Here is a 6,707-nt window from a genome sequence, read left to right as displayed (position 1 = left end):
ATCCTCAACCGCACTCTAAGCACGAGCGGTGCAGTAAGTAGTTCAGTCAACAGGACCGATGTCGCCTCGATCAGCGAGCTCAACGCGCTGATCGACCAGTGGGACATCAAAGACGAGCAGCGCCGGATCCGGATGCGCCCCCAGACCATCGGCGAGCGCTTCGCCCACGAGCGGACCCTGCTGGCGCCGCTGCCGGTCGAGCCGTTCGAGATCGGCCGGCTGCTGACCCCGCGCGTCAACCTGCACGGACAGGTCAGCGTGCGCACCAACCGCTACTCGGTGCCGATCCGCCTGGCCGGGCGCCAGGTGCGGGTCATGCTGTGCGCCTCCCACCTGGTCGTCTACCACAAGGGCGCAGAAGTGGCCCGGCACGAGCGGCTGATCGCCAAGGGCGGAGCACGGCTGGAACTGGACCACTACCTGGAGGCCCTGGCACACAAGCCCGGCGCGTTGCCCGGCGCCACCGCGCTGGAACAGGCCCGGGCCGCAGGAACCTTCACCGCTACGTATGAGGCCTGGTGGGCCGCGGCCCGCCGCGCGCACGGGGACGCCGACGGGACCCGGGCGCTGATTGAGGTGCTGCTACTGCACCGGCACATGGAGCATCGGTACGTGGTGGCGGGAATGGAGGCCGCGTTAAGGGTGGGGGCGTTGACCGCCGACGCCGTCGCGTTGGAGGCTCGCAAGATCGCTCAGGCCGACGACACGCCGGAGGTGGGCCCGTCGCCGCCCCGGACGGAACGGCTGGCCTGGCTCGATGAGCCCGCGGTGGTGTCGCTGACCACCCGGCGGCTGGCCCAACTGCCGCCTGACAGCCGGCCGCTGCCTTCGGTGGCCGTCTATGACCAGTTGCTGCGCCGCCGGACCGGTGGCCGGTCCGCGTCCGAGGGAGAGCTGCCATGACCACCTTTCACCGCCGCGCCCTGACCGAGGAAGCGGCCGAAGCCTCGATCTACCAGGCCTGCCAGCGGTTGCGGCTGCCGACTATCCGCTCCCAGTTCGTCGAGCTGGCCGCCGCTCCCCGCGACCAGATGAGCTATCTTCGCTTCCTGGCCGAGCTGCTGGTGGCCGAATGCGATTACCGTGCCCGCAAAGCGTCGGAGCGGCGGATCAAGGCGGCGAGCTTTCCGAGACAGAAGTCGCTGCGCGAGTTCGACTTCGACGCCAACCCCAACGTCGACCCGGCCGTCATCCATACGCCGGCCACCTGCGACTGGGTGCGCAAGCACCTGCCGCTGTGTCTGATCGGCGACTCCGGGACAGGCAAGTCGCACTTGCTCATCGCGCTGGGCACCGAGGCCGCGCTGGCCGGGTTAAAGGTCAAGTACACCCTGGCCGCCAAGCTGGTCAACGAGCTGGTCGAGGCCGCCGACGAGAAGGTGCTGACCAAGACCATCGCCCGCTACGGCCGCGTCGATCTCCTTTGTATCGATGAGCTCGGATACATGGAGCTTGATCGGCACGGAGCCGAACTGCTGTTCCAGGTTCTCACCGAAAGGGAGGAGACCAACAGTGTCGCGATCGCCTCAAATGAGTCGTTTTCTGGATGGACTAAGACATTTACCGAGCCTCCGCTCTGCGCGGCCATCGTGGACCGGCTCACCTACGGCGGCAACATCACCGAGACGGGCACCGAGTCCTACCGGCTCGCCCAGACCCGCGCCCATGCTGAAGCCGCCGCCGCGAAGACTGCGAGCTGATCACCATGGCAGTTTTGGACACAGCCGCCATCGCACTCTCCGGCGCCCTGATAGGTGCCGGTGCCGCCATACTCAGCGGGGCTCTCACTGTCGCCGCGACCATGCGAATCGAGCGCACGCGACGTCAGGAAACCCGACGCAGTGACGAGGCTCGGGCACTTCGCGAGCACATCGCTGGCGTCTTCGCTGGAGTGTTCGTCATCAACCATGCGATCGCATGGATCAGCTGGTTCGCCTCTCGTGATCCGGATGCCGTGGATCAATCGATGGTCGCCTCTTTTGACGCGGAGACGAATCGGGCCTATCCGGGACTGCAAAGCGCATTAACCCTGGTAGCAGCCATAGATCTCAGAACCTACAGCGAACTGAAGCCGCTTGTGATCACTTTGTATCGTCTGTGGGAGAAGGCCCGACGCGCAATGGTGTGCCTGAATTCCGGGAGAGATCAGGCGCTTCGAACGCTACGCGAGTGCAGCGATCAGTCGCTTGAGATCGAGTTCGGATTTCCTATCGCAATGGCGCAGATCATGGCCATGGCTGCTTCGACAACTACCGATGAGTCTCGGAAAGGAGCACTCAGCGCTGGAGATCCTGACACGGTGCTCCCACAGGCTCCTGTCAGCGCTCCCGATCCGGATAACAAGCCGAGGCCGACGGCGCCACCAGCCGAGTAGGGGCTTGTTGCGAGACGGCATGCTCCCCGGTTGGACTACACGCCGAGCGCTGTCAATTCTCACCGACATTCTTGGCGCCTACTGCCCCAGAGTGCTGTCCGAGCTGAGCGGCAAACGCTGCTACTCGTCATCGGCAAAATCAGCCTGTGACTGGGCGATGCCCAGGCTTCGCAGCTGCCGGGCCCTGTCGGCTTCCCCAGAGTCGCGCGGCACGATCGCCCCGCCCTCGACGCACGTCGGATTCTCCGTGGCGGCTGGGCCGCCTCCTGCACTGGGCCGACGGCGCCGGGCTCATGCGAATCTCAGGAATCGCCTACCAGTTCCGCCACCGCGAGCTGCAGGACCACCCGGCCGCCCACCCGGTGCCGGCACCGGGTGGGAAGACCGGTACCGGCGAGTATTGTCGATCCCGGGACCGATCTCCAGGCCCGCGAACCCGGCATTTCGCCCGGTCGCCGACCCGCCGTCATCACCCCGGCTGCGCACCGGAAACCGCCCCACCACCCAGCCCCGGCGGCAACCCGACCACGCCGGTGAGGTCCGCGCCCGTGAGGTCCGACATTACTGTTAAGGGCATGATCATCTGGGTCGCTTCGTTCCCCCGATCAGGCAACACCTTCCTCCGCATCATCCTCAAGCAGCTGTACGGCGTGCACACCTCCACTGTCTACGACGTCGATGGCGTAGCCGCGCGGCTTGGTCCTGAATTGATCGGCTTCGAGGAGCGTCCCTCCTCAATCGAGGAGATGCGCGCCTCCGAGAAGCCGCATTTCGTCAAGACGCACCGGCAGCGTGTCGGGGAAGAGGATCGCGCGATCTGTCTCGTCCGAGACGGCCGCGACTCCATAACCTCATGGGCCCATCTGACCGGTGCGCCTGATGTCGAGGCGGAGCTCCGCGCGATAATCAACCGCCGTGACGAGGTAGGAACGGGCAGTTGGGGCCGGAACGTACTGAGCTGGCTACGTCCGCCCGCGCCCCATCGCGTGATGCTCCGCTACGAGGAGTTGATTCGCGAGCCGCGACGGACCGTCGAGAAGGTGCTGGCCACGCTGGCGCCGACCCTACGGCCACTGCCTGATGCCCGCATTCCCACCTTCGCAGAGCTCCACCGGGTCGACGGCGGCTTCTTCCGGAGAGGACACACAGGCACACACTCGGACGAGCTGCCAGAGGAACTGCAACAGCTCTTCTGGTCCCGCCCCGATAACGTCACGGCCATGGAGCTGCTTGGGTATTCACGCGATGCGTGAGACCGACGACGGGCGGCACGAGGGGTGGAGCGCGGCCGAGTTCGCCGGCGGCTGGTTCTCAACCGGTTCCGAACCGGCGGCGCGAGCGTGCGGCGATGGGTCGAGGGGAAACTCCAACTCGGCGGCGACCCCGTCAATCGGCCGAGCTGGACGCGCCGACCAAGGAGCGTGCCCGATACAACAGGACGCTCGCTGAAGCGGTACGCAGTCTGCGCGAGGAAACCTGTCCTGGACCGACATCGCTTTGGTGTGCGGGGTACGGATCGCTGACGCGCGGACCGGGATGGATCAGCCTCCCCGCCGGGCGGTGACGCTTCTGGCCCCGTAGCCGTTCAGCGATTGGCATCCTGGGCCTCGGCCCGGCGGGCGTGCGCCACGGCGTCCTGGCCTAGCACGGTGACGTCTGAGCGGGATCGACGTTGGGACCGGTCTGGCTGCGTCGGCCGGTCCAGCCATCGGGGATTGCCCGGCGCGGCCGTCGTCATCTCGTCGTGGACCGATCTGGACCTGGGCGGCGAGCCGCTGCGCAGCCGGGGCGTGGCCGCAGGCCGAGTCGGTCCTCGGGCCGGGGCGCACTGCGGCGGATGACCGAGCAGCACGCGGCGATGTTCATCGTGCACACCGCTGACCGCTTCTGAACCCACACCAGATCGAATGCGATGTGTGGGAGTTCCACGATGTCCTCGCTGCCGCGCCCGCGCGCAAGGCCGCGACCGGATAAGCCCATTGAGTGCGCCGCCCACCTGTATACGGCGGAGTTGATGGACGGCAGCTTCGCGCCGTACGCCGAGGGGTTTGCGAGACTACGCAGCGCCAGGTGGCTGAGCGCTGACCGAGTTGGCGCGCTTGCCTTCGAGCGGTGACCCGGAGGCTCCGGTGGTCTGGTAGGAGCGAGCTGGAGGTGGACCCCTGCAACGAGGAGCTGTATGTCATCTAGGTTGCGCTGCAGCGTTTGCCAGCCTCAAGAAGTTTCGCGTTGATGCGCAGGCTGATGGCCGCTCCCGACTCGCCGCACGATGAGGCGCGCTCAACTCGGCTTTTACTCCATGGTCAACGGCCACCCGTCAGTCATCGAATGGCGGAAATTCCAGACCGACGGGAAGACTCTGCGTAACGAGCAATGTCGGATGCTCCCGGTCGATCCATGCCCGATCCAGGCGTACGCCGCTCTCAGCTTCAATCACTGCAAGCGTTACAGCTTCGCCGTAGTTTGGATCCTGATCATCGTCGTATATATCGTACTGGAGAAAGAAATCGGCATATTGAGCCATTGGCCCCAAACCAGTTGCCCAGCCTTTACGCGGTGCATACGGATCCCACCCGCCGACACAGGAACCGTCAACCCAGTGCAGCATGCTGAAGTTGGCATTGACTTCCCAGTAGACAACCCAGGCGCGGGCACCGCGACTGAGCGGCTCGATCATCTCTGGAAACATGCCGACGAACCCGCCGATCTGCAATATTGAAACCGACGTCTCCGTCTCTTCGAAGGAAAGCGTGTCACCGGGAGAGATGGAATATGCATCCAACGTGGTCATGTTGCGGAGGTTTTCAGGCCGTCCACCGATCCGTGTCACGGCTTCGTTCACTGACAGCACGCCGGACAGGGGCTGAACCACTATCCAGCAGATGTCGCCCGGCAGATCGTTCGCAGCGATTCTCTGATAGAAGTTGATCAGCTCACTCAACATCGTTATCTCCTGATGCGGGTCCCGGCCAGGGTGCTCTAGCATTTTCCTAAAGCGCCCTGGCTGTGATTCTACGGAGCGGGCGGCGCCTGAGGCACCTTATGGTCTACGAGGAACAGATCGATTCGGGTTTGCGGTTGTTTCGATCAACGCCAAGAATACGATTGTATTCATAGAAGAGTCTAAGCTGGTAACCGTCGGGGGTGTTGTTACTCCACCAGACCGGGCGAACCGAGAAGTTGCGGGCGTCTGGCCGGTTGATGCGCTCGGCCGATGTCCATGCCCCTTGCATAGTGAGCCTTTTTGTGCGCCCAGCAGAGCAGGAGGTGAAGCCGTGACATAGCGGTGGATCTTGCTGTTCGTAAGCTCGTCGTCGCTTGCCGGTGTGAGTCCGGTCCGGGTAACTACCAGGAGGCCTGGTAGCAGGCTGGCGGCTTCGTCTGGAAACGGGCGGGGTCGAAGCCCAGCGTCAAAGGCCCTGCAAATGGGGGAGCAACGGCAAGCGGTACTACGCGACCCCGGACGGTTCCGTCGTCGCCATGCGTATCGGTAATGCCGTGACCTGGCTCATGGCCGGGTTGCACGGTTCGCGGCAGCTCCCGATCGGTGACGGCGATGGCGCTGTCAGCCGCAATCGCTATCTCCCGTACGGCCGCCAGCGTGGCGGCGATAACCTCCCCTCGACCGATCGAGGCTTCCTTGGAAAAATCGAAGATGACTCGACCGAAACCCGTTGGAGTGCGCCGCCCACCTGTATACGGGGAACTTGATGGAAGGCGGTTTCGCGCCGTGCGCCGAAGGGTCCCGCGAGACCACGCGGCGCCAGGTGGCTGATGGGCTGACCGAGTAGGCGCGCTTGTCTTTGAGCGGTGACCCGAGGCTGCGGTGGGGTGGTATGAGCGGTGAACTCCTGCAACGAGGTGCTGTCATGCGACCTGATGACCGTCCAGGCCGCGCTGCAGCGTTTGGACGGGGTCCGCCGTAGCTATCAGCGGTTGAGGATCCGGATGGCCGCGTTGGATTGTGTGAGCCGGCCTCAAGAGGTACCGCGTTGATACGCAGGCTGATCGCCATTCCCAACTCGCCCGCCCGATGAGGCGCGCTCAACTCGGCTATTACTCCATGGTCAACGGCCACCTGTTAGTCATCGAGTGGCGGAAATTCCAGACCAACAAGAAGCCCTTGAGTAACGAGCAGTGTGGGATGCTCCCGGTCGATCCATACCCGATCCAGGCGTACGCCCCCCTCGGTTTCTATCATTCACACATAGCGCCTGAAGAAACTTCAGTTCATCCTGAGGAGCCTTCAGTTCCGCTGAACTCTGGGGTTTCGAGGGTAAGCAACAGTTCTTGAGTTGAGGGCGCCGAATCCTCCTCACCCTGCATGCTCACT

5 protein-coding genes are annotated in these 6,707 nt (G+C 64.3%); 4 read left to right on the top strand and 1 reads right to left on the bottom strand.

The genetic code is table 11. The features are described 5' to 3' along the window. The 4 genes from ABD810_RS40595 to ABD810_RS40580 form a co-directional block, all read left to right on the top strand. Positions 1-903, top strand: a 903-nt coding sequence (locus ABD810_RS40595) for a Mu transposase domain-containing protein (RefSeq protein WP_425567059.1), incomplete at its 5' end; no start/stop codon positions are given. Then, on the top strand, positions 900-1,700 hold the full coding sequence (gene istB, locus ABD810_RS40590; RefSeq protein WP_344953833.1) for an IS21-like element helper ATPase IstB: 801 nt from the start codon (positions 900-902) through the stop codon (positions 1,698-1,700). The genes ABD810_RS40595 and istB, both read left to right, overlap by 4 nt. A 5-nt stretch (positions 1,701-1,705) precedes the next feature. Further along, entirely contained in the window at positions 1,706-2,374 is a 669-nt protein-coding gene (locus ABD810_RS40585) for a hypothetical protein (RefSeq protein ID WP_344953830.1), read from the top strand. 575 nt (positions 2,375-2,949) lie between these two features. Then, positions 2,950-3,627, top strand: a complete 678-nt coding sequence (locus tag ABD810_RS40580; protein ID WP_344953828.1) for a sulfotransferase domain-containing protein — start codon at positions 2,950-2,952, stop codon at positions 3,625-3,627. 1,064 nt (positions 3,628-4,691) lie between these two features. Here ABD810_RS40580 and ABD810_RS40575 read toward each other — a convergent pair. Further along, positions 4,692-5,318 (bottom strand): DUF6461 domain-containing protein, encoded by a 627-nt coding sequence (locus tag ABD810_RS40575; RefSeq protein WP_344953825.1) that lies wholly within the window; start codon positions 5,316-5,318, stop codon positions 4,692-4,694. Positions 5,319-6,707 lie beyond the last annotated feature (1,389 nt).

The sequence above is a fragment of the Sphaerisporangium flaviroseum genome, from assembly GCF_039537005.1.
GTDB lineage: Bacteria > Actinomycetota > Actinomycetes > Streptosporangiales > Streptosporangiaceae > Sphaerisporangium > Sphaerisporangium flaviroseum.
Note: the sequence above shows the minus strand (reverse complement) of the source record. Positions and strands in the feature narration are given on the sequence as shown.

What these genes read in the sequence shown, in the direction of transcription:
- ABD810_RS40580 (WP_344953828.1), top strand. Translation starts at nt 2,950, where the DNA reads ATGATCATCTGGGTCGCTTCGTTCCCCCGATCAGGCAACACCTTCCTC.
- istB (WP_344953833.1), top strand. Translation starts at nt 900, where the DNA reads ATGACCACCTTTCACCGCCGCGCCCTGACCGAGGAAGCGGCCGAAGCC.
- ABD810_RS40575 (WP_344953825.1), bottom strand. Translation starts at nt 5,318, where the DNA reads ATGTTGAGTGAGCTGATCAACTTCTATCAGAGAATCGCTGCGAACGAT.
- ABD810_RS40585 (WP_344953830.1), top strand. Translation starts at nt 1,706, where the DNA reads ATGGCAGTTTTGGACACAGCCGCCATCGCACTCTCCGGCGCCCTGATA.